This window comes from Marinobacter sp. GH_1 (genome assembly GCF_048595985.1).
Classification (GTDB): domain Bacteria; phylum Pseudomonadota; class Gammaproteobacteria; order Pseudomonadales; family Oleiphilaceae; genus Marinobacter; species Marinobacter shengliensis.
Genome location: NZ_CP184460.1, coordinates 2,668,972 through 2,691,938 on the forward strand (window position 1 = coordinate 2,668,972; position 22,967 = coordinate 2,691,938).

Genomic DNA, 22,967 nt, shown 5'->3' on the forward strand with positions numbered 1-22,967 from the left:
CCGCTGACATGCTGATGATCATCTCCCCCGCCAAGACCCTCGACTACGACAGTCCGTTGGCGACGGAAACCTACACTCAACCGGATTTTCTGGACGATGCCTGCGAGCTGATCGACCAGCTCAAGGAACTGGAGCCGCATCAGGTCAGTAACCTGATGAGCATCAGCGACAAACTCGGCCAACTCAACGCCGACCGGTTCCGCACCTGGCACACCCCCTTTACACCGGACAATGCCCGCCAGGCGATCCTGGCCTTCAAGGGCGATGTCTATACCGGGCTGGACGCCGAAAGTTTCTCTGAACAGGATTTCGCCTTCGCCCAGAAGCATCTGCGCATGCTTTCCGGCCTGTACGGCCTGCTTAAGCCCCTGGATCTGATGCAGCCATACCGCCTGGAGATGGGCACCAGGTTCGAGAACCAGCGAGGCAAAGACCTTTACGCTTTCTGGGGCAGCAAGATTACCGAAGCCCTGAACGAATTACTGGCGCAAGATGACCAGGTGCTGGTAAACCTTGCCTCCAACGAGTACTTCAAGAGTGTGCAAAAGAAGCAGCTCAACGGCCGCCTGATTACGCCCCAGTTCAAGGACTGGAAAAATGGCCAGTACAAGATGATCAGTTTCTACGCCAAGAAGGCCCGGGGCCTGATGTGCCGTTACGCCATTCAGAACCAGATTACCCAGGCCGACGACCTCAAGGGCTTTAACCTTGAAGGCTATTATTTCAGCGAAGACCAATCCGATAAAAACAATTGGGTTTTCCTGCGGGATGAACACTAACCGTACCTGTTGATATCGGAGTAACCATGAACGAAGCAGTCTTCTCCCAGATCGCCATGCTGGTGTTTCTGACGGGCCTTATTGTCTGGATGGGTTTCATCGTTTGGGACCTGGCCAAAAAATCCCAGGCCGGGAAGTTCGGCACCATTGCCCTGTTTACCGTGCTGGGCGCCGGCGTAGTGGGCTTTATCGTGAAAACCGTGCTGGTAGAGATCATGCAGATCTGATCTGCCCGGATAGCCGTCACTTTACGGCCACCACCGTGTGGCCGTATCATCCTCTGCCCTTTTGCAACGCTCCGAACAAACAGCAAGGATTCAGCCCCAATGTGGTTTCGTAACGCCCGGATTTTCCGTTTCACCAAGCCCTTTGATATCACCGCCGAAGCCCTGGAAGAAAAGCTGCAGGCTGATGCTTTCAAGCCCTGCGGCCCCCAGGAAACCACCCGCCAGGGTTGGGTGCCTCCCCTTGGAAAACACGGTGAGCAATTGGTGCACAGCGCCAACGGTTACCACCTGATCGCTCTGCGCAAGGAAGAGAAGATTCTGCCGGGCCCTGTGGTCAAGGAAGCCGTAGAAGAGCGGGCCGAGGCCATCGAGCTGGATCAGGGCCGCAAAGTGCGCAAAAAGGAAAAAGAGGAAATCAAAGAGCAGGTCATGCTGGAAATGCTGCCCCAGGCGTTTTCCCGTAACCGCCGCTGCTTTGCCTACCTGGCACCGCAGGACGGTGTACTGGTGGTCGATGCTGGCTCTGCCAAGCAGGCGGAAGATCTGGCATCCACCCTTCGAAAAAGCCTGGGTTCGCTGCCCGTTCGCCCACCGGCAGTAGAGCAGGCACCCGCCTTCACCTTCACCGGCTGGCTGACGGAAACCATCGATCACCCTGCCAATATCGTGCTGGGCAGCGAATGCGAACTCAAGGATCCATCAGAAGACGGCGGCGTGGTGCGTTGCAAGGGCCTTGACCTGAAAGCCGATGAAATTCGCAACCACCTGGAAACCGGCATGCAGGTCACCAAACTCGCGCTGACCTGGGATGACAACGTCTCTTTCGTTCTGGACGAAGAACTGGGCATTCGCCGGCTGAAATTCGGTGAAACCCTGCAGGACCAGTTGGATGATGTGGATGTGGACGACGCCCTGGCCAAGTTCGACGCCGCCTTTACGCTGATGACCCTGGAACTCTCCCGAATGATTCCCGGGCTGCTGGAAGCGCTCGGCGGTGAAGACCGCTCCGCCATCGTCGAGGAATAAGGCCAAAGGGGGTACTTACAGGTGCCCCCCTTTCCCCAGCCGCTCTTTTTGCCAGTCTTTCACCGGCTCATTCAGCACCAGTCGTAGATCCATCACTTCTTCTTCCGGGTTGTACTTGATTTCAAAACCCAGATGCTCTGCCAACTTCAGCATTGGGCGGTTATCCGCCAGCACGTTGCCGATCATTTCCATGGTGCCCCGGGCACGGCAGTAGTCGATCATCTTCTGCATCAGTGCCACGCCCAGCCCCTCACCTTTCATCCGGTCGTCCACCATCACAGCAAACTCACAGCGCAGGTTGTCTGCGTCTGTCCAGGTGCGAACAGTGCCCAGGGTTTCCTCTCCCTCACCGTCCAGCCGCGGTGCATTGGCGATAAACACCATTTCACGGTCGTAATCGATCTGCACCATCTGGGCGACGTCTTCCCGGGAGAAATGTTTTCGGTACTGGAAGAACCGGTAACGAATGGACTCTGGTGACTGATGTTCGTGGAATGAACGGTGGGCCGGCTCATCTTCCGCCAGCACCGGGCGGATAATGACTCGCCGACCGGATTTTGGCAGCACAATCCACTCTTCCAGCTCCCTCGGGTATGGCTGGATGATCGGTTTGCCCCGGCGGTCATCCAGATCAATGGCAATGTTTACCGCCACCGCCCCCTGCTCATTGAACAGCAGTGGCGCAATCTCCAGGCCCCGAATCTCCGGGATGTCGATGACAATCTGGGACAGGGTGACCAATGTCTCCGACACGGCACGAATGTCTTCCTCAGGCTTGAGGCTGTGCTCCTTCAACAGTTTGTACATGTAGGTGCGGCGCAGCAGCTCGCGGGCCAGCACCATGTTCAGCGGCGGCAAGGCAATTTGCCGGTCGGTCATGATGTTGATCTGAGCCCCCGCTGCACCGCACACCACCAGCGGGCCGAACAAGTTGTCCCGAGTGATCCCCACGCTGAATTCAATGCCACCCACATGCTGATACGAACGCTGCACGGCAAAACCGAGAAATCCGCTGCGGGGGAAGTGCTCCCTGTACTCATCCATCAGGAAGCGGCAGCTATCGATAATGGCTTGCTCACTGTTGAGCTTTTTGACCGTGCCTTTGTAACGGCGCTGGGTAGGGCTCAGGTCCAGAAACGGAAAGCAGCCCTGTTCATGCACCACCGTAATATCAATGGGCCGGCGCTCCACCGCAAACACCTCAAGCACTTCTTCGACATCGTCACAGTAAACGGTGTCGATGGTGTTGATGCCATAATCACAGATCACCCGCCGGGCTTCGCGGTTGGACAGATGCCTCCGGCCATCGCTCAGTGCCCGGGCCACGAGTTTCCGGGTATTGGCACGGTCGGCGAAATGGTCGGTGAAGGATTCCGGTGTTTCTGTCAGCAGTCTCTGCACCCGCTGGTGACGAACGTGCTGCATAAAGGCCATGACCGCCTTCTCCGGATTGAAGAACGACGGCAGGCCGGCACGATAAAATTCTTCACGGGAATCCATCACCGTGCTCTGCCCCAGCCAGCAGGTGAAAATGTTCAGCCGTGTGCCCTTGGAAGCCTGCACCACCGCATCGGCAATCTGCAGGCTGTCCTCGATCAGGGTTGGCGCATACATCACCAACACGTTGGCCACGTTCGGGTCTTTGGCGAGAATCTTGATCGCCTTGCCATAAAGTTCTGGCGTGGCGTCGTAGTTGAGGTCGATCGGGTTTTTCCGGGTCCAGTAGGCCGGCAGCAGCTCCGCCAGGGCATCAACGGACTGCTCCGACAGTTCCGCCAGTTCGCCGCCCAGGTCGGCCAACCGGTCCACCGCCAGCACACCGGGGCCAACCCCGTTGGCCATGATCGCCAACGATTCGCGCCGCAGCGGGCGCATTCGGGTCAGGGTTTCCAGGGCATCAAACATCTGGCCCAGGCCGTCCACCCGCAACACACCGGCTCTCTGCAGCATGGCATCGTAAATCGGGTCACTGCGCTTGATGCCGGCCGGTAACTCATGGGCGAACCACTCCGACTCCGGCACCCGACCGGATTTCACCGCAATGACCGGTTTGGTCCGGGAGGCTACCCGTACCGCCGACATAAAGCGGCGGGGATTGGGAATATTTTCGATGTGCAAAAGGATGGCGCGGGTCTGGGTGTCCTGGGCCAGGTAATCGATCAGGTCGTCGTGATCAATGTCCATGCCGTCGCCCAGTGTCAGGAAGTAGGAAAACCCGACACCCCGGGCAAAAGCCCAGTCAATCACCGAACTGGCAATGGTGCCGGACTGCCCCACAAACGCCACCCGTCCGGGAATGGCGCCCATGTGTGCATAGGTGGCGTTAAGATGACGTGCCGGCACCATCAGGCCGATGGTATTGGGCCCCAATACCCGAATGCCGGTTTCCCGGGCCGCGTCCCGCACCGAATACATCAACGGCTGCCCGGTTTTACTGTGGGTACGTGACATACCGCCGGTCATCACAATGGCGGTACGCACACCACATTCGCCGAGCTTTCGAATCATTTTTGGCACAGTATCCGGTGGCGTACAGATAATGGCCAGGTCCGGGCTAAAATCCAGTTTCGAGACCTTCTTGACGCAAGGAACCCCGTGCACGTTGTCGTAGTCGGTCTGGTTGACCACTACCAGGCGGCCCGGATAGCCGCCACCCAGCAGGTTCCGGAGTACCATACCACCGAGGTTCTCGGCCCGTTCGGAAGCACCAATCACAGCAATGGATTCAGGATTGAACAGGCTTTCCAGATAGCGGGTACTCAAGGTGACTCTCCCTGACCATGGGCGACGAAGATATGGATAAGAATCTCAATAAAACAGGATACTTATCAATTTATAACTTATCTTAGATGGGTATTTCCTGATGTACATCCGGTATCACAACCATTAGACCAAAGAAATACGACAAACTTCGGTTTTCCCTGATAACATGGCCTGAAAAATAAGCATATTCGGGTTCAGGCTAGACGTATGACCACGGCATTTTTTTCCCACGATGACTGCATGAAGCACAATATGGGCCCGGAGCACCCGGAATGCCCTGAGCGAATCTCCACCATACTCGCGTATCTGGCAGACACTCACCTGGAACGGGATCTGGACTGGGTTCGACCAGAAGAAATTACCCGTGACCAGCTGTTAACGGTGCACCCCGAGACTTACCTTCAACAGCTGGATATGATGCAGCCTACCCGGGGCCGGGTGTTTACCGATCCGGACACCGCCATGATGCCGGATACCCTGCGCGCCGCCCGATTGGCCGCCGGCGGCAATATCCAGGCGGTCGATATGGTGATGAGCAGTCAGGTGACCAACGCGTTTGTCTGCGCCCGCCCACCCGGGCACCATGCCGAGCGCTCCAAATCCATGGGGTTCTGCTTCTATAACAACGTGGCACTGGCGGCCATGCGCGCCCTCACCTTCCACCACCTGGAACGGGTTGCGATCGTTGATTTCGATGTGCATCAGGGCAACGGCACGGTAGACATCGTCAGCGGAGACGAACGCATACTGATGTGCTCCAGCTTCCAGCATCCGTTCTATCCGCACTCCCATGTGCATCGCCAGGCGGACAACATTATCAATGCGCCGATCGAGGCCAACTGCTCAGCTCTGGACTACCGTAAAGCGGTGGAAGCAGCGTGGCTTAAGAAATTGCAGGATTTCCGCCCGCAGCTGGTACTGATTTCCGCCGGCTTTGACGGCCACAAACTCGACCCGATGGCAGAACTGAATCTGGAAGTGGACGACTATCGCTGGTTGACGGAAATGCTGATCAGCGTGGCCCATGACCACGCAAATGACCGGATTGTGTCAACTCTGGAGGGGGGATATCACCTGAAAGCGCTGGCCGAAAGCGTCACCGCCCACCTGGACCTGCTCAGCACGGTTTACTGAGAAGTCCCGCTCCATTCAGCCCGAGAAATCCATACCCGGGCCGTTCGCCTGCTGTAACTCCGGGCGCTCGCCCTGCCGTTGCAAGCGAATGGTGGTACGGCGATTATCCGCATGCCGGCGGGAAACCGGGAACTGGTCACCGTGCCCACGCACAATCAGAAGGTCATCATCGATACCGCGGGATCGCAGATAGTCCGCCACCACATTCGCCCGATCTTCGGACAGCGCCCGGTTATCGATGCGGCTGCCAACACTGTCTGAATGGCCGTCCACAAATATCCGCTCAACGGTGGAATCCGCCATTACGTAGGTCACGATGTTATCCAGCAGCTGCCTGTCGGTATCAGACAGGCTGGTACTGCCGCTGACAAACGGCACTCGGGAACGACGAATCTGGTCGTAGTTCACCGGCAGCAGGCTGGATACGCACTCCCGGTAGCCCGAGTACGGGCCTGAGAAATTAACGTTGGAAAGTTGAACCCGCACGGGCCGGTCATCATAACGGGCAGCTCGTGTGACGGTCGGGCGCATCCCCTGCAACAAACCCTGAGTCATCAGGGTTGCCTCACGACTGCTGACCGTGACCGCCCTGGGCTGGTCTGAGACCGTTACCGAGCCGATGGCCCGGGGCGCCACGCCAGGACGCCAGGCTGGCGCTTCCACCACTAGCTGGCCGCGACCGGGGCGCATCACCGGGATCTCGGATTCCAGATAGAAACTCAACGCTTCGCCGGCCCGATGGCGGAAAACCGCCCTGCCGTATCCCGGTACCTCGTGTACCAGAGAACACTCAAACACAGATTCCGACAGGTACCACTGGCTGTTCTCAATGCCGGCACCGTAGCTTGTCGCCAAAACAGGCGTAGCCGCCACTGCAAACAAAGCCGACACGCCTGCAGCTGCCAGCTTTTGATGAAGTATATGGCGAAGCGAATAAGTCATTGTGAGAGCGCCTCGAAAACCGGGTCTGTTTTCAACATGACTGTTTAACGGCGATCAAAATGATTACTTGAGCCACAAAGGGACTGGAATAGCAAAAACATTCCCATCCGCCTTCTGATATAATCCGCAAAATTTTTTGGCTGCTTTGCGGATACCATCATGACCAGAACACTCACCATCACCCGACCCGACGACTGGCACCTGCACGTGCGCGACGGTGCTGTGCTGAACAGCGTGGTGCCGGCCACGGCCGCCTGCTTTGGCCGGGCAATCATCATGCCGAATCTGGTGCCACCGGTAACCGATGCGGCCGCCGCCATGGCTTATCGTGAGCGTATTCGGGCAGCTGCCGGCAGCACCAGCTTTGAACCGCTGATGACACTGTACCTGACGGAAAGTATGACCCCCGAAACCATTCGGGAAGCCAAGGCCGCCGGTGTTGTCGCTGCCAAACTCTACCCCGCGGGCGCCACCACCAATTCCGAGTCCGGCGTTACCGATATCCGCAATATTTACCCGGTTCTTGAAGCCATGGCTGAGTGCGGCATGCTGCTTTTGGTTCACGGCGAAGTGACGGACGCCGACATTGATATCTTCGACCGGGAAAAAGTGTTTCTTGATCGGGTCCTGAGCCCAACCATCGAGGCCTTCCCGACCCTGAAAGTGGTGCTGGAGCACATCACCACGGCGGATTCCGCCGAGTTTGTGCGCGCCCATACCGGCGGCAACCTGGCCGCCACCGTGACGCCACAGCACCTGATGTACAACCGGAATCATATGCTGGTGGGCGGTATCCGCCCCCACCTGTATTGCCTGCCGATCCTGAAACGGAACAAGCATCAGCTGGCGCTGCGCGAAGCGGTTGCCAGCGGCGATCCTCGGTTCTTCCTGGGCACCGATTCCGCACCCCACGCCCGCGACAAAAAGGAAGCCGCCTGCGGCTGCGCCGGTTGCTACTCTGCCTACGGCGCCATTGGCCTGTACGCAGACGTCTTTGAGGAACTCGGCATTCTCGACAAACTGGAAGCCTTTGCCAGCTTCAACGGCGCCGACTTTTACGGCCTGCCACGAAACACCGATACCATTACCCTGGTACGTGAGCCCTGGACCATGCCAGAGCAACTGCCGTTGGCCGACGGTAATATCGTACCCTTGAAGGCCGGTGAAACCGTTCACTGGCGCATGGCGTAACTCATTATTCATTCATAACACGAACATCGGAGTTCGAGTGTCAGAAGAAAACAAGCCGCCACATCCTATGTCCCAACGCTTCCGTGGCTTCCTGCCGGTGGTTGTCGATGTTGAAACCGCCGGTTTCAATCCGGAGCGAGACGCCCTACTGGAAATTGCCGCCGTCATACTGACCATGGACGACGATGGCTTGCTGCGCCGGGGGGAAACCCACGTGCAGCAGATTGACCCCTTCGAAGGCGCCAACCTGGAACAGTCTGCCCTGGACTTCACCGGCATCGACCCCTGGAACCCGGAACGTGAGGCAGTCCCAGAGCGGGAAGGCCTGAGCGAAATATTCTCCCCGATCCGCAAGGCGGTGAAAGCCCACGACTGCAAGCGTGCGGTTCTGGTCGGCCACAACGCCACCTTTGACCACAACTTTGTGTTTGCGGCTGCCTTGCGGGCCGACATCAAACGCAACCCGTTCCACCCGTTCTCCACCTTTGACACAGCAACTCTGGCTGGCCTGGCCTATGGCCATACGGTGCTGGCACAGGCCTGTAAACTGGCGGGCATCCCTTTCAGCAACAAGGAAGCCCACTCCGCAGCCTACGATGCAGAAAAAACCGCTGACCTGTTCTGCGGCATCGTGAACCGCTGGAAAGAGCTGGGCGGTTTTCCGCCGCCGCTCATTGAGCCAGAGGAAGAAGCGACAAGCTGATAACCGCAAGAATCAAAAAAACCCGCCGAAGCGGGTTTTTTCTTACCTGGAGACAGCTTACCAGTAGATACCTCGCATAATGGCCGCGAACGCCACCTGCTCGGTCGACACCTTGGGCTTTTCACCAGACTTGCTACCAGCGGCAGACGGAGAATCCGGGAACATCCGGTAACCGGTGTTCATGATAATCTCACCCATCTTCGGCGCCAGGGCGTGCAGAACCTGGGCAAAGACACCCAGGCGAGTAGCAATACGCTTCGGCCGGTAAACGATGGCATCCGCCACCATCTGCGCAGCTTCATCCGGTGACAGCGTGGGTACCGAATCGTAAATCTTGGTCGGCGCAATCATCGGCGTTTTCACCAACGGCATGTTGATGGTGGTGAACGTCAGATTACGGTCAGACCACTCCGCCGCCGCACACCGGCTGAAGGCATCCAGCGCTGACTTCGACGCCACATAGGCCGAGAAACGTGGTGCGTTGGTCAGTACCCCAATGGACGAGATATTCACCACATGGCCACGGCGGCGCTCCAGCATGGCCGGCGCAAAGCCCATGATCAGGCGCACAGAACCGAAGTAGTTCAGCTGCATGGTGCGCTCGAAATCGTGGAAACGGTCAAACGACAAGGACAGCGAGCGTCGAATAGACCGGCCGGCATTGTTCACCAGTACGTCTACATGGCCGTGATTATCCAAAACCGTCTTTACAAAGCGATCACAGTCTTCCATGTCGGAAAAATCGCACTGGTACGCGTGGATATTACCGCCACGGGCTTCCAGATCGGCTGCCACTTCGTCCAGGGTTTCCTTGGTGCGGGCGCCAATCACCAGGATTGCACCGGCTTCCGCCAGTTTCTGGGCAGTTGCCAGGCCAATACCGGAAGTGGCACCGGTGACAACACACACCTTGCCTTCCACTGTTCCCTTCAGGGTGCGGTCCTTGAACAGATCCGGGTCCAGGTTACGCTCCCAGTAGTCCCAGATCACAGGCGCATAGCTTGGCAGGCGCGGCACGTCGATGCCGGTGCCTTTCAGCGCCCTTTCAGTTTCACGGGCATCGAAACGGGTCGGATAGTTGATGAACGACATTACCGACGGCGGAATGCCCATATCATCCAGAACGGCACTGGCGATGCGCTTAACCGGTGGCAAATTCTTGATGCTCTGGCGAATGAACGGGGGAATAAAGCCAAACATCCGGGAATCAATACGCATCCCCATTTTGGGAGCGTGGCCCGCCTCGCTGAAGATATTGAGGATTTCACCCACTTTATAGGGATCAGAGTCCACCAGATGGAAACACTTGCCGTCTTCCCCTTCGAGATGGGCAATGTGATCCATGGCGTTCACCACGAAATCGACCGGCACAATGTTCAGGCGGCCGCCTTCAATACCAATGGTGGGAACCCATTGCGGCAAGGCATGGCGAATCTTCTGGATCATCTTGAAGAAGTAGTAAGGGCCGTCAACCTTGTCCATCTCGCCGGTTTCGGAATGGCCAATCACCATGCCGGGGCGATAGATACGGAACGGCACCTTGCACTCATCCCGCACCACTTTTTCGGACTCATGCTTGGTGCGCAGATAGGGGTGGTCCAGCTTCTCGGCTTCCTCAAACATGTCTTCCCGGAAGGTGCCCTTGAACAGGCCTGCCGCCGCTATGGATGACACATGGTGGAAGTGCTTGGCCGCCATGGCCTCAGCCGCCTGAACCGCCGCCCGGGTGCCCTCGATGTTGGTGGCCGCCTGGGACTCTTCATCGGCGCCCATGTCATAGACCGCCGCCAGATGGAAAAAGTGATCGACATTTCCCTTGAGGGATTTCAGGGTCTTGGCGTCGATTCCGAGGTTCTTGCTGGTCAGATCACCAATGACCGCCTTTACCCGGGACTCATCCACACCCCACCGCTCGCGCAGTTTTTCGAGTTTGCCCTGGGACTGTTCACGTACCAGAACATACACCGTACCGCCTCGGGCGAGCAGCTTTTCAACCAGAAAGCGGCCGATAAACCCGGTACCGCCTGTCAGGAAATAATTCATAGGTACTCCATCCTGCCTGTTGCTCTGTTGTTGTCATTACACCAGCACGAGTAAGACTAAAGTCTTACCTGCATTCCATTGGCCGGCATTGTACTTAATTGCAACTTTCATGTATCGAACTTTTTTAGAGCTTTTACTCTGTAACCCTTTGTTTTTGTTAGAGCCTTTACTCTAAAAACCGGCCTTCCGCCTGGTAGAAAATGTCCCTGTTGCCGACACACTGAGTTTGAGATTAGCACAGTAAACACCTGCTGCGAGCCTTGCGACCACAATTACCGATGGGCAATGCAAGGCTCGCCCGGCAATGCGATAATCGGGAACTTACCGCGCCAGACGGCGTCACTAACTAGCCACGATCCTGAGAGTTACCAGACCAGCATGCAAAACGACAGCCCCAATACCGAACGCTACATTGCCATCGCCCGCGCCTGCCTGAAGGCCATCAACGACACCGCCGCTAACAGTGGTAGTCGGGAGGAGAAGATCCAGGCGGTCTATCAGGCGATCGACAAAGCTTTCCAGGCGGAGTTTTCCGAATATCGGCAATCCGTTGCGATCATGGCGACCGTACTTGAACGTATCGCTTCGGGCGAACTGGACGCCGACAAAGCCGCCAGCCTTGCCCGCAAAACCCTGGACCAGCAACCCGCTGGCACCCAATCCGGGATCATGCACTGAGCAAAACCCCCACTTTGACCGGACAGAAGAGGCACCATGACAGCTGACCGCCCCGTGTTCCAGAACCTGTACCGTTTCCAGTTTGTTTTGTTATTTTTACTTGGCAGTGTGCTGCTCAGCCCTCTGGCTGTTGCCGGCGCATCGCCGACCAAAAGCCCCAACGACCCTAACGAATACCGGTTTCTGGAACTGGACAACGGCCTGCGGGTGATTCTGGCCTCAGACCCCGAAGCCGACAAAGCAGCCGCCTCAATGAATGTCGCCGTTGGCAGCGGCAACGACCCCGCCGACCGCGAGGGTCTGGCACATTTCCTGGAACATATGCTGTTCCTGGGAACCGAGAAGTATCCGGACCCGGGCGAGTACCAGCAGTTCATTCGCAGCCATGGCGGCAGTCATAACGCCTTTACCGCATTTGCCGACACCAACTATTTTTTTGATGTCGAGGCAGAATTCCTTGAGCCGGCCCTTGACCGCTTCGCCCAGCAGTTCTCCCACCCGCTGTTCACACCGGAGCTGGTCGACCGGGAACGTAACGCTGTGCACTCGGAGTACACCGCCAAACTCAAGGAAGATGGCCGCCGGTTCCTGTCTGTTCTGAAGGCCGGGGGCAACCCCGATCACGCCTTCAATCAGTTTGCCGTCGGTAACCTGACAACCCTGGAAAACACTGAAGAGAACCCCCTGAGACCAGACCTGATCCAGTTCTGGCAGGACCAGTATTCCGCCAACATCATGACACTGGCAGTTTACGGCCCGCAGCCCCTCGACCAGTTAGAGCAGATGGTCCGGGAACGCTTTATCGCCATCGAAAACCGAAACCTGAAGGCCAAGACACACCCACAGCCGCTGTACGTTGAGAGCAGATTGCCCGAACGCATCACTGCTGAAAGCCTGCGAGATTCCCGCAGCATGACGCTGTCGTTCCCGATCCCATCGCAGCGGGACAATTACCGGACCAAACCGGCATCCTATGTGGCCAATCTGCTTGGCCACGAGGGCCCCGGCAGCCTGTTTGACACCCTCAAACAGGCGGGCCTGGTGGAGTCGTTGTCCGCCGGGCTGGGGATGGATACCGGGGATCATGCCACGCTGGACATCCGTATGTCTCTCACGCGCGAAGGCCTCGAACGGCAGGACGAGATCATCGCGCTGGCGTTTCGGTACATCGATAAGGTCCGGCAATCCGGAGTCAACGAAGACCGCTTCGAGGAAATGAAACAGCTTGCGGTGATTGACTTCCGGTTTCGCGAGCGCAGTGAGCCGATGCGCGAAGCCATGCGCCTATCCAGCCTTTTACGGGACTATCCACCGGAAGATCTGTTGAGCGCGCCCTGGCTGATGGATCGTTACGCTCCGGAACAGTACAAAGCGCTTCTGGAACGCCTGACGCCCGATAACCTCAAAGTCTGGGTGTCTGCCCCCAACCAGAATTTCGAAGCGCCGCAGTTTACGCAGTGGTATCAGACACCCTGGCAGAGAGCGCCGCTCAGCGTCGAAAGTGAGGTAGAGTCCACGCTGGCTGAGCGCCTGGCCCTGCCCGCCGCCAATCCGTTTGTTCCGGAAAACCTGGAGCTGGTACCCGGAAACACCATGGCCCAGCCAGTGCTGCTGGACGAACTGGATGGTCTGGCTGTCTGGTACGCCAGGGACACCCAGTTCAACACGCCCAAAGCCAACGTGTTTATCAGCCTGCGCACTCCGCAGGCGAGATCCTCCGCCCGCAACGAGGTGCTAACCCAATTGCTGGTGGACGCCATCGATACCAACCTGAACGCCTGGGCCTATTCTGCGCGGCTGGCCGGGCTGGACTACAGCATTTACCCACATCTTCGGGGTGTGACCATCCGGGTGGGTGGCTATAACGACAAGCTCTACAAGTTGGTGAACCGGATTCTGCTGGAATTTGCGGATCCGAAGTTTACTGAGCAGCGTTTCGACGTTGCCCGGCAGAGACTGATCGATGGTCTTGAGAACAAAGCCAAAGACCGGCCGGTTCAGCAAACCTCGGAATTCATTCAAACGGCCCTCATCGATGGCACCTTTCCGGTACCGGATAAACTCGCTGCCGCGCGTGAAGTCACCCTGAACGAACTGGAAGCCTTTGGCGCCCGCCTGGTTGCACAAACAGACCCGGTAATGCTGGCCCACGGCAACCTGACGGAGGCAACGACACTGAATATGGCACGGCAGGTTCAGGCCATGGTATTGAACAATCGGGAGCGCACCACGGTAGACCGCTCGCGCATGCGCCAGCTGCCGCAGGGTCAAACCCTGGCGACGCTGACTCTGGAACACCCGGATACCGGCTATACGCTGTACTTGCAGGGGCGCGACACCTCCTATGAGGAGCGGGCAAGGTTCCGCCTGCTGGCGCAGATTCTGAGCAGCCCCTTCTATGAGGACATCCGTACCAACCGCCAGCTGGGCTACATCGTTTACGCCACCGCTTTCGAGATACTGGAAACACCGGCCCTGGGGCTGGTTGTGCAATCTCCGGAAGCAACGGCTGAAGCCATTGACCAGGCGGTGATGGAATTCGCTGAAGGGTACGCAGACCGCCTGGCAGAGTTAACGTCCGAGCGACTGGCTCGGGAGAAACAAGCGGTGATCAGCCAGTTGCTTCAGCGAGACCGGCAGTTAGGTGAGGTGTCGGGCCGTTACTGGCGGGAAATCGACCGGGGGAACACCGCCTTCGACAGCCGGGAGCGCCTGGCGGAGGCCATTCAAAAAGTCACCCTGGATCAGCTGAAAACGACCTTCCGCAACGCCATGATAGAGCGCCAAAGGGCACTGCTGGTGGTTACGGGCGATGATGGCGAGAACAGCCGGTCCGTTCTTGACCGACTGCGCCAGCGGGATGCCGTGCCAGCCCGAGTAGAACGCTAACGTTCGCCAACCATACGCCGGAAGCGCTGCCAGTCTTCCGGCTCGTCCACATCCCAGCGGGGTTCCAGCAGGTAAACGCTGAGCCCCGCAGCATCCATCCTCTGCAGGGTTTGCTGCATAACATCTGGCGTACCCCAGGCAATACCTTCCAGCGCACCGGGCGCCAGCCTGCGAGCACCGATTAACACATAACCACCATCATCCGACGGGCCCAGCACCACATCGTAATGCTCCAGAGCCGCTACCGCGGAGCGCACATAACCGGGGTCTACTGAAGGACAATCACTGCCAATCACCACGGCCCGGTGATGAGATGCAATACCCTGGCCCAACGCCCTGGCCATTCGCTCCCCCAGATCGCCACCTTGCTGAAAAGACTGGGGCAATTTGGCTGCTTCGATATTGGCCAGCAAGGGAGCAGCTTCTTCAGGCGGCTGATCCAACGGACGATCCCACCAGAAGCTGACGTCATAGCCCGTGGCACACAGATTATCCAGTACCTCCAGACTCAGGGTGATATGAGCCTGTAGCGCGCCCTCAATACCGAGGGCCGGAATTAACCGGGTTTTGACCCGGCCCGCCTGCGGCCATTTGGCAAACTGCATGAGAATCGCCGGTGAATGATCAGTGTCTTGCATGGCGCACGTTCCTCCGCCAAAGGGCCGCCAGGGATTCGGGGCTGTCACCCCGCCAATAACGCCAACGCAGGCGCCACATCAGCACAATTGTGGGCCACACACCGCCCTGCTCCCAGCGCCGGCTGTCGGTAATCACCGGCGACGAAATACAGTAAGGGCGTGCCACCAGTTTCAGGCGTTTGGACAACTCCACGTCTTCCATCAACGGCATGGCGCGATAGCCACCCAACGCTTCGAACACGTCCCGACGCACGAAAATACCCTGATCTCCAGTGCACACGCCGGTGAGCCGGGAGCGCCAGTTCATAAACCAGGCAATCACCGAAAACATGACGTGCCGGCCGCTCAGGCGAACGTCAAATCGCCCCCAGGGGCGACCAAGGCGTTGGCTTTCACTTAACTGTTCGAGGGCATCGGGGGGAAGGCGCGTATCCGCATGCAGGAACAAAATCAGGTCGCCACGGGCAGCGGCAGCGCCCGCGTTCATTTGCACTGCCCGCCCAGGTTCCGATACCAGCAACCGGTCACACAACGGGCGCGACAGGTCAGCCGTGTTATCCGGGCTGCCGCCGTCTACCACAATCACTTCGTGACCGGCCTGGCGGATGGGCTGTAGCCTCTGCAAAGATTCTTCAATACCGGCCGCCTCCCGCCACACGGGCACGACCACGCTCAAAGACAAAGCAATCCGGGAATTGGCATCCATAAAAGCGACAGACCAAGAGAACAAGGCCCAACCATAACCGGACACCCCTTGAGCCACAAGCCCTTGCCGGCTATCATACCGCCTCTTCTGAAATGCCCCCGTAGCTCATCTGGATAGAGCGTCCCCCTCCTAAGGGGTTTCAATCACCCTACTCCAGCCCCCTTGCACGTATTACCAAATAGCAAAACCGCCCTGTAGCCCTTTATTCCCAAGGGATTTCAAACCATACTGTTGCTATGTGGGCATACGTGATCCTACGCCGTTACACGCCACCAGCGTTACACAGGCGTTACACGTTGCTCGTACACAGGCGTTACAGGGGCTGAAAAATGGCGAACAAAGCAAAATTTACTGACAAATTTATCCGCGACCTAGCACCACAGAGCACCCGTGTGAGGGTATGGGATACCGAAAACCCTTACCTAGTGCTGGACGTCCTACCCACCGGCAAGAAGGTTTTTAGAGCCTACTACCGGCGAGCAGGTAAGCCAGCCTACAGCACTATAGATGCATACGGCGCTATCACCCTAAAGGAAGCCCGTGATGCAGTGCTAAAGATACGCTCCCAAGCCCGTGAGGGTATTTGCCCGGTTGAAGAACGCCGTAAAGCAAAAGAGAAGGCAGAAGAGAAACGTAAAATAGAAGACAACCACCGGGAGCTAGTGTTACGAACATTCCTGGAAGAAGTGTATATCCCAGATGCAAAACGCAGAGGGCTGAAGACTACTGACAAAACTGAGCAGATGGTTAAAACCCATTTTGCAGATTTCCTAGATCACCGGATTGACCAGATCACTCCGAAGATGATTGAGAAGTGGCAAGCCGACACACTGGCTAAAGGATTGAAACCTACTTCAATCAACAGAGCGCTGAACCCGCTTAGGGCGATCATGAGTATTGCGGTTGATAAAGAATATCTAGAAGCCCATCCCCTGAAACGCTGCAAGAACCTAGACACCAAAGATACGCCCGGTAACCGATACCTGTTGCCCGAAGAAGAAAAGCGGTTGCGGGAGACTTTAGAAGTACGGAATAAGCTAAAGCTGAAACAACTCGCCCCCGGTGATAACAGGCTATACGGCGATCACATAATGCCGATTGTTTTGGTGGCGCTGAATACGGGTATGCGTCGGGGCGAGATATTCCAGTTACGCTGGGAGAATGTCAGCTTCCACGACAACCTGATTACTGTTACGGCGGAAACCGCTAAGTCTTCACGGAAGCGTTACATCAATATGAACAAGGAAACCCAACGGGTGCTGAAAGATTGGCACAAGCATAGCACCCGTGAGGGATTGGTATTCCCTAATCCGGAAACCGGCAAACCCTTGGTAGAAATAAAAAGTATGTGGAGCACTATCCTGAAGGATGCGGGGGTTAAAAACTTTAGATTCCACGACTTGCGCCATACATTCGCCAGCAAGCTCGTTATGAAGGGCGCTCCGCTTTACATGGTACAAAAGCTCCTGGGACACAGCACCATAGAGATGACCATGCGCTACGCTCACCTTTCACCAGACAGCACGGCGCAAGCTGTAGCTCTGCTAGACTGAGGAATCGCTATGCAGCCTAAAAGCCTGAAAGAGTACTTTGATAATATCTACAGTAGTAAGTTAAACCTACTGACAATACCTGTTATCGACTTAGAAAAAGATCAGGAGTTTGAAAAGCCGTTGCTGTCCTGTATGGGTAGGGACATTGATCTAAAGACTAAAGCCACTACCCGAAAGGCTGTGAAATGGTTTTTACGAGAGGTGTCTGATAAGTATTACAAGTGCCAACTTGGACACTGTGATTCCGATTGCCTATGCAAGCGCTCACGGTCTGGTGAAAATGCGTACTGGCGCTTCTTTGACATAGCAGAGCATCCGCGATATAACCAGCTTGAAATGGAAGTCCGGCGGGAACTCTTTTATAAACAAACCGGGATTCTTTTGGAAGGCAATGGGTACGAGCAAATAGTTGAATTTTCACGCGATGATAAAAACCGATCTGCATTAAAAGATATCAATGAAAGGGCTTCAGAATACCTTGTAGACCAACTTCTTGTAGATTATGCCTACATGGAAACGGAAGGGTATCAAGCCGCAAAGTTTAACTTGACCAAAATTGAATATGAAGAACTGACAATCATCGCTAAGAAAAGACATAGCAGGAAACAGCCTATCAGTTATGAGTTACAGGCTTTTCTTGTGGAAAACATAAATGAGAAGAAGCTAAAAGGTGGAGATTCTGCCAACCCGCGTATCGGTAACGGCTCTATAGACTACCGGATAATATACATGATCAAGGAAAGGGCCGAAGCGGAAGGGTTAGATTACAGAAAGCTGGAAAACAAACACCCGGTAATCCAGCAAGTGTGTGATGAGATTAACCACTGGGGGTATTTTAAAGCGGTTAACCCTGTTGTACGCGGAAAAGATGTACCGAAGGACTGCACCATCAAAGCTGTACGTGAGCGCTACCTTGCCAAACACCCAACGTAACCACCGGGGGCTAAGTCAGGCTAGCGCCGCCTCAGACGATCTGTACGGCGCTTTTACCCCCTACCCTATACCAACCTCCGCCCCGAACCTGTAAACCGACCTGTAAGCGCCCGTTGGGTTGGCTAGGGAATGCCCGTACCAGTGTAAGGCAAACCCGCTAATACCAGTCCTTACAGCGACTCACCCGGAATTATGTAACGCCTGTGTAACCTTGTCGCTGATTTCCAGTAGTTCCCCGTCCTGTAGCAGCGCCCCTTTCTCAATGAGATTTTTCACTGCTTCGTAGGCGCGTTGCTGGCTAACGCCTTCCTCCCGCAACCTGCTTCTCAGCTCATCACCTGTAATTGCCAACTCCTCATCAACAATCGCAATAGCCTTTTTCTGGTTGCGCCCGGTAATCTTTATCTGGTCTGCACAATCTTTAAAATCACTCATCTCGCTTTCTCCATCGTTTATTGCTACGCCATAGGAAACAGGGTCACCGTCTTCATCAAATCCTAATTCCACGCTTTCAATATGGAACAATTCATTAAACAGTTTGCCGGTACTGTTGTTCTTTAACTTGGTACACTCAACGCTAATAAACTCGGTCTTCGGTTGTTTCTTTACAATATATTCAGCATCCAATGCCGCATATAGAACACTACTCCCCCGCGCCCGGTCTTTGTCCTTATGCCCTGTGTGATGAACAAACATAACGCAGCAATCAAGACGATCACGCAGCATACGCAGCCCATCGAAAAACTTATTCATATCGCCAGTGCTGTTTTCATCCCCACCACCGAAACAGGTGGCAAGCGTGTCAAGAATTATCAACCGGGGGCTTAGACCACAATCAACAATCTCATCAACAAAAGCTTCCACGTTTTTAGGGTTAGACATATCTTCGGGACTGGGGAGCATATACAACGGCGCTGAGTCGTTTATATCGTGGTGCTGGCGGTAAGCATGGGAACGCATACTGATACCACCGTCGTCCTCGCCAGCGACATATAAAACGTCACCTGGAGCCTTTACCAAATGACCGCAATAATCAGCGCCCGTGGCTACAGAAAAGGCAATATCTAAAGCAATAAACGACTTACCAGTAAATGAGTCACCATATATCCCACAAATACCCGCTCTTGGAAGAAACCCTTTAACAAGCCAGTTGATATTAAGCTTTACTTCTCGCGCTGGATTACCTAAATTAATAAAGCGGTTATCTTCTTTACTGCCTTTAGCCGACACGGCTTTGCCAGCCATCGAGGTCGTGTCGGTTGTTTTTAAGAACTCCAGCGTTACCGGCTGCTTAATACAACCCTTTTCAAACCCGCTATTTATATTCCGCTTTATTTCCGATGCTGGTAACGGTTCTTCCTGATTCTCAGCCGCCTCCGTTAACGCCTGCAATACTTTTTGTTTACCTAGTAGACCAGCTTTAACCCATTCCGCGATGATACCGCTTTGGGAGAATATGGTTGTTTTACGCCCTTTACCTTGTGCGGCTGGTTGCAGCTCAATGACTTCGCAGCATTGCTCTAGCTGTGCCTGTGCTCGCCGCTTGTACCCTTTCCATTCCTCTGGTGAAACGGAATCTCTCGGTATCTTGCTGGTGTGTGCTGGTTCATCTTCTGAGTCTTCAGCTTTAAGTCTTTTTGAGAATTTTTGTATCGCCTGATTTTGGACATGGTTAATCTCCTTCGGTGTGCCCTTTAAATGCTTGCCGGTAAACGTGACGTATTGACCACCATCAAACAGATCAAACGAAGGGCCAGCATCGGCCTTGAGATCGTCATGGTTGTCGTAGATGCAGTTAACCCCCACCACCGGGAGCTTACCTTTGCAAAGGATGTGGAGACCGTTACCGCTGGGAGAGTATTCGGTGTAGCTGTTACAGCTATCGACGACTTCTTGCGCTACCGGGTGTAGCTTGCCGTCAGTGATAGCATTATCAATGTCTATGCAAACAACGCCTTGACCGGTTACGAAACCTAATTCAGCGCCCGTGGTTTTCGCCGTTTGATAATCAACTAATAGGGAATCAGAAGTGAATTCGCTGTTATATCTATCTTTGGTTCGTGGCGTTCCATCCGAATAGATGGGGCGCTTGCGACCCTTTACTAACTTCCAGTTAAGCCATCGCTGTTCTGGCTTTATGGTTTCGATTGACATTACCGCTCCTAGAAATTAAGGAGCTGATGTAAAGCTGTGTTACTGGTTTCGTGTTACTGTTTTGGATCAGCTCTTATGATTATGCTTCGGTTGAAGAAACGTGATGTTCGGCTAATGAACCGACAGATTCAAACTGGTCAATCCACGCATCCAGGTCTTCGCGCTTATACCTTACAGCCCGACCAATCTTGCAGAACTTCGGGCCTCCGCCTTTTACCCTCATCTCGGTAATGGTTTGTTTAGCTAGCCCGATATAGATAGCCGCTTGTTCTGTATTTAACAGCCGTGGTTCCATGATGACTCCTGTTAGTTGCCTTAATCCACGGTGAGCAGTATGTAGCGGTAACAGGGGTGTGAAAATGGGGGCTTAATTGCAGTGAGTACCCCTCAAAACAAAAAGGAGTTTTGCCACACGGTTTTGAAACCGTGTTATGCCCTAAAATTAGCGCCAAAAGCAGCAATCACACGGTTTTGCTCAATCCCTTGTGGCGCAAGGGCTACAGCGCAACCACACGGTTTTACAAAAATACCCCACACGGTTCCTACTTGCTACGCTACCGCCTAACCACACGGTTTTCCGCAAAGTCTTGCGCTGCAAGGGCTACAGAACGATCACACGGTTTTGGCTATTTTTCAGCAACTTCGCTGTAGACCAAGCGCCCGTTGGGATTAAGGGCAACCACACGGTTTTGCTTAATACCACACGGTTTTACCAAAACATTGTGGTCACTTAGCACCACCACACGGTTGTTGCTACCCCCCTTGAGGGGTAGCAACCAAAACCGTGTGGCTACAGTGAAGCGTGTTATTTCTCAGCAAATAAAACGAGATTAGCGCTCCAGATTAGAAATACCCCAACCGGGCGCTATATAAGCGGTTACGTTATGCAGGGTTTAAGGCGCGGATAACCAATCTGCCTGAGGGCGCTCAGAAGATCGCCAGATAAGTTTTAAGGGGTTGGGTAATGGCAATGTACTGGTCAGCCCTGTGTCGTCCTTAAAATCGGTTTAAAAGGTCGTGGCGGTTTAGTTGTAAATTACAAGTACAAGGCGCACGCCCCAAAGCAAAGCCAGCCGTCCAAGAGCTTGCCCTACCAAATGCCTTTCTGAACAGCGATTTAGATTCCATAAGCCATTGTTTTTACGGTCTTTAGGCTAAAGTCCGCCAGCCACTACCGCTATCCATGTAACGACTGTGTAACGCCAGCCCGGAAATGAGGGGTGGTCACCGCGCCTGAGTACCCATTTGTTACGCCCTATATGCGGGGCAAACTGTATTCAACATAAACAACGGCCTCAGGAGGCTTATATGTCAACGCAACTGACAAACCGAGTAGAAGCACTTTTACAGAAATACTATCAGGAACAGGAATTGGTACAACCGAAGATTAGCGCTCTTGAGGCAAAGATTAGAGAGCTTAAAAACGGCGTTCGCGCTGACGGTAATGAACACCGTGAAATCATGAACCAGCTTAAAGAACTTAGCAACCCCAATCAATTTGATGGGAATGGCGTCCGTATTAACCCGGCTCCATACCTAAAGCTGATCAGGCAGATTGAATCCTTGCCGGTAACGAAGTCAACCCCAACGGGTGCTAACAAAGGTAGTAAACACGGTCAGGCTCTTGGAAGACTTCAGGAGATCATTGACGGCGCATTGTTTGAAGATGAACGAGCAAGGGAAGTAGTTCACCAAGTAAAAACAATGGTAGAGAACAAAAGGCTTTCAGTCATGGAAGCAACCATCATTCTAAACCTTTTCCTATATGAACCCGTTGGAAGTAATGGCCGCGCAACCGGTGAAGCTCGTTTGGCTTCCGTTCAATATAATTAATCAGGAGAAACCCGATGACCGTTCAATCAGAAGTAAAGAAAATCAAAACCAAAGTAATCAGCATTAATGAAAAAGCAAAGGAAACCTTTGACAAGCTGGAAGTGGAAACCCGCCAGCAACTTTCGGAAGCCGTCGCCGGATACAGCGTTATTAAAGACAACATCGAAAAGGAAATCGTTAAAGTAGAACAAGCGATTGAAGATTACTTTAAATCAGAACAATTCCTAAGTCTTACACCTGAGCAAATCCAATTTGATGCAGAAGTACGGGCTGAACTTAAACATCATAACCAGTGGATGCCGCCGGAGAATGATTATTGCGTCAACTTTTACGATGTTCGTTGGAACTCTCGCACGGCTGCGGCTGCATTGCGCCAAGACCCTGAAAAGCATATGACCATTACCCCAGTAGCAGCAAGGGACCGAAGGGCGCTACAGGAGATGGTACTGGCTGACGCTGGCGGTGAAGCGGCAAAGCTACTGCCTAAATTGGAAAGCCTGGAAGCGGATAAACGTAAGGTTGAAATTGAAATTGGCAAATTCAACGATCATAACGAATTTTATTCAACTGTCCTTATAGGGGTCAATTATGAGTAACAAACTAAAGCGCAAACAGAAGAAGCAGAAGAAGACAAATCAACCGGAAGACAAAAACTTGGAGAAACACAACCGGGTATTAGCTAATAAGGCTTTTGAGGAAAAGCAAAAGCAACGGTTTAATCAAATCGCTATGCGGAGGTTTCAATAATGAGTGTAACTAAGATCGGTACTAATCA

The 22,967-nt window shown here is 54.5% G+C and carries 20 protein-coding genes; 13 read left to right on the plus strand and 7 right to left on the minus strand.

Annotation, left to right across the window (positions count from 1 at the left end; genetic code table 11):
• The first annotated feature begins 8 nt into the window (after positions 1 to 8).
• From yaaA to rdgC, 3 genes are all read left to right on the plus strand, one after another.
• A complete protein-coding gene (gene yaaA, locus ACNSOI_RS12180; protein ID WP_061333129.1) occupies positions 9 to 779 on the plus strand; it encodes a peroxide stress protein YaaA in 771 nt (256 codons plus the stop codon).
• Positions 780 to 805: 26 nt separating this feature from the next.
• The gene (locus tag ACNSOI_RS12185) at positions 806 to 1,006 is read left to right on the plus strand and encodes a DUF2788 domain-containing protein (protein ID WP_058090221.1); all 201 of its coding nucleotides are present in this window, start codon (positions 806 to 808) and stop codon (positions 1,004 to 1,006) included.
• A 99-nt stretch (positions 1,007 to 1,105) separates the two neighbouring features.
• Positions 1,106 to 2,032, plus strand: a complete 927-nt coding sequence (gene rdgC / locus ACNSOI_RS12190) for a recombination-associated protein RdgC (RefSeq protein ID WP_072676985.1) — start codon at positions 1,106 to 1,108, stop codon at positions 2,030 to 2,032.
• A gap of 15 nt (positions 2,033 to 2,047) precedes the next feature.
• On the opposite strand, the gene ACNSOI_RS12195 is transcribed toward rdgC, so the two are convergent.
• Positions 2,048 to 4,795 carry a GNAT family N-acetyltransferase gene (locus tag ACNSOI_RS12195; protein WP_061333127.1) on the minus strand — a complete coding sequence of 916 codons (2,748 nt, stop codon included), beginning with the start codon at positions 4,793 to 4,795 and terminating at the stop codon, positions 2,048 to 2,050.
• A gap of 207 nt (positions 4,796 to 5,002) precedes the next feature.
• Here ACNSOI_RS12195 and ACNSOI_RS12200 point away from each other — a divergent pair, with 207 nt between their 5' ends.
• Entirely contained in the window at positions 5,003 to 5,929 is a 927-nt protein-coding gene (locus tag ACNSOI_RS12200) for a histone deacetylase family protein (RefSeq protein WP_072676983.1), read from the plus strand.
• A gap of 15 nt (positions 5,930 to 5,944) precedes the next feature.
• Here the strand turns inward: ACNSOI_RS12200 and ACNSOI_RS12205 are convergent, their stop codons facing one another.
• The gene (locus tag ACNSOI_RS12205; RefSeq protein WP_420194124.1) at positions 5,945 to 6,871 is read right to left on the minus strand and encodes a flagellar protein MotY; all 927 of its coding nucleotides are present in this window, start codon (positions 6,869 to 6,871) and stop codon (positions 5,945 to 5,947) included.
• A gap of 159 nt (positions 6,872 to 7,030) precedes the next feature.
• Between ACNSOI_RS12205 and pyrC the strand changes: the two genes are divergently transcribed.
• Both pyrC and rnt read left to right on the plus strand, forming a co-directional pair.
• Positions 7,031 to 8,062, plus strand: a complete 1,032-nt coding sequence (gene pyrC / locus ACNSOI_RS12210) for a dihydroorotase (RefSeq protein WP_420194125.1) — start codon at positions 7,031 to 7,033, stop codon at positions 8,060 to 8,062.
• A gap of 37 nt (positions 8,063 to 8,099) precedes the next feature.
• Entirely contained in the window at positions 8,100 to 8,765 is a 666-nt protein-coding gene (gene rnt / locus ACNSOI_RS12215; protein WP_072676981.1) for a ribonuclease T, read from the plus strand.
• Positions 8,766 to 8,822: 57 nt separating this feature from the next.
• Here rnt and ACNSOI_RS12220 read toward each other — a convergent pair whose 3' ends face one another.
• A complete protein-coding gene (locus ACNSOI_RS12220) occupies positions 8,823 to 10,808 on the minus strand; it encodes an SDR family oxidoreductase (protein ID WP_061333123.1) in 1,986 nt (661 codons plus the stop codon).
• Positions 10,809 to 11,186: 378 nt separating this feature from the next.
• On the opposite strand from ACNSOI_RS12220, the gene ACNSOI_RS12225 reads away from it, so the two are divergent.
• Positions 11,187 to 11,486, plus strand: coding sequence for a hypothetical protein (locus tag ACNSOI_RS12225; protein ID WP_061333122.1), 300 nt, complete (start codon positions 11,187 to 11,189; stop codon positions 11,484 to 11,486).
• Positions 11,487 to 11,522: 36 nt separating this feature from the next.
• The gene (locus ACNSOI_RS12230) at positions 11,523 to 14,375 is read left to right on the plus strand and encodes an insulinase family protein (protein ID WP_420194126.1); all 2,853 of its coding nucleotides are present in this window, start codon (positions 11,523 to 11,525) and stop codon (positions 14,373 to 14,375) included.
• Here ACNSOI_RS12230 and ACNSOI_RS12235 read toward each other — a convergent pair.
• Positions 14,372 to 15,013 (minus strand): TIGR04282 family arsenosugar biosynthesis glycosyltransferase, encoded by a 642-nt coding sequence (locus tag ACNSOI_RS12235; protein WP_286250517.1) that lies wholly within the window; start codon positions 15,011 to 15,013, stop codon positions 14,372 to 14,374. The genes ACNSOI_RS12230 and ACNSOI_RS12235 overlap by 4 nt on opposite strands.
• Complete coding sequence (locus ACNSOI_RS12240) at positions 15,000 to 15,719, minus strand: TIGR04283 family arsenosugar biosynthesis glycosyltransferase (RefSeq protein WP_420194127.1); 720 nt, start codon at positions 15,717 to 15,719, stop codon at positions 15,000 to 15,002. Before ACNSOI_RS12240 ends, ACNSOI_RS12235 begins: the two co-directional genes overlap by 14 nt.
• A 329-nt stretch (positions 15,720 to 16,048) precedes the next feature.
• Here ACNSOI_RS12240 and ACNSOI_RS12245 point away from each other — a divergent pair, with 329 nt between their 5' ends.
• Together ACNSOI_RS12245 and ACNSOI_RS12250 are read left to right on the plus strand one after the other, a co-directional pair.
• A complete protein-coding gene (locus ACNSOI_RS12245) occupies positions 16,049 to 17,272 on the plus strand; it encodes a tyrosine-type recombinase/integrase (protein WP_420194128.1) in 1,224 nt (407 codons plus the stop codon).
• Between the two features lie 9 nt (positions 17,273 to 17,281).
• Positions 17,282 to 18,205 carry a hypothetical protein gene (locus ACNSOI_RS12250; protein WP_420194129.1) on the plus strand — a complete coding sequence of 308 codons (924 nt, stop codon included), beginning with the start codon at positions 17,282 to 17,284 and terminating at the stop codon, positions 18,203 to 18,205.
• A gap of 180 nt (positions 18,206 to 18,385) precedes the next feature.
• Here the strand turns inward: ACNSOI_RS12250 and ACNSOI_RS12255 are convergent, their stop codons facing one another.
• Both ACNSOI_RS12255 and ACNSOI_RS12260 read right to left on the minus strand, forming a co-directional pair.
• Complete coding sequence (locus ACNSOI_RS12255) at positions 18,386 to 20,359, minus strand: AAA family ATPase (protein ID WP_420194130.1); 1,974 nt, start codon at positions 20,357 to 20,359, stop codon at positions 18,386 to 18,388.
• Positions 20,360 to 20,438: 79 nt separating this feature from the next.
• The gene (locus ACNSOI_RS12260; protein WP_420194131.1) at positions 20,439 to 20,654 is read right to left on the minus strand and encodes a helix-turn-helix transcriptional regulator; all 216 of its coding nucleotides are present in this window, start codon (positions 20,652 to 20,654) and stop codon (positions 20,439 to 20,441) included.
• A gap of 1,013 nt (positions 20,655 to 21,667) precedes the next feature.
• Between ACNSOI_RS12260 and ACNSOI_RS12265 the strand changes: the two genes are divergently transcribed.
• Genes ACNSOI_RS12265 through ACNSOI_RS12275 form a run of 3 tightly spaced genes read left to right on the plus strand, consistent with a single transcriptional unit; the run spans position 21,668 to position 22,939 of the window.
• A complete protein-coding gene (locus ACNSOI_RS12265; RefSeq protein WP_420194132.1) occupies positions 21,668 to 22,192 on the plus strand; it encodes a hypothetical protein in 525 nt (174 codons plus the stop codon).
• A gap of 14 nt (positions 22,193 to 22,206) precedes the next feature.
• The gene (locus ACNSOI_RS12270) at positions 22,207 to 22,788 is read left to right on the plus strand and encodes a hypothetical protein (RefSeq protein WP_420194133.1); all 582 of its coding nucleotides are present in this window, start codon (positions 22,207 to 22,209) and stop codon (positions 22,786 to 22,788) included.
• Complete coding sequence (locus tag ACNSOI_RS12275; protein WP_420194134.1) at positions 22,781 to 22,939, plus strand: hypothetical protein; 159 nt, start codon at positions 22,781 to 22,783, stop codon at positions 22,937 to 22,939. Before ACNSOI_RS12270 ends, ACNSOI_RS12275 begins: the two co-directional genes overlap by 8 nt.
• The last annotated feature ends 28 nt before the right edge of the window (positions 22,940 to 22,967 follow it).